Source organism: Pelomonas candidula, assembly GCF_043555985.1.
GTDB lineage: Bacteria > Pseudomonadota > Gammaproteobacteria > Burkholderiales > Burkholderiaceae_C > Pelomonas > Pelomonas candidula.
The window spans coordinates 1-255 of record NZ_JBIGIC010000087.1; the positions used below are offsets into that span (position 1 = coordinate 1).

At 67.1% G+C, this 255-nt stretch carries 1 pseudogene; it reads left to right on the top strand.

Features of this window, described 5'->3' with window-relative positions:
* A pseudogene (locus tag ACG04R_RS28600) lies at positions 1 to 255 on the top strand (MFS transporter); the annotation flags it as partial.

Here is a 255-nt window from a genome sequence, read left to right on the forward strand (position 1 = left end):
GCCCGCTGTTCCTGCTGGACCCGACGTCGGCCGGCGGCCTGGGCATGGACAACGAGTCCCTGGGCCACATCAACGGCACGGTCGGCACGCTGACCTTCATCGCCGGCGCCTTCCTGGGCGGCTTCCTAGTCGCCAAGCGCACCTTGCCGCGCAGCTTCTTCACGCTGGCCCTGGTGCTCAACATCCCGCACCTGACCTACTTCTACCTCGCGCAGACGATGCCGACGGACACGGTCACCATCGCGGTCATCGTGT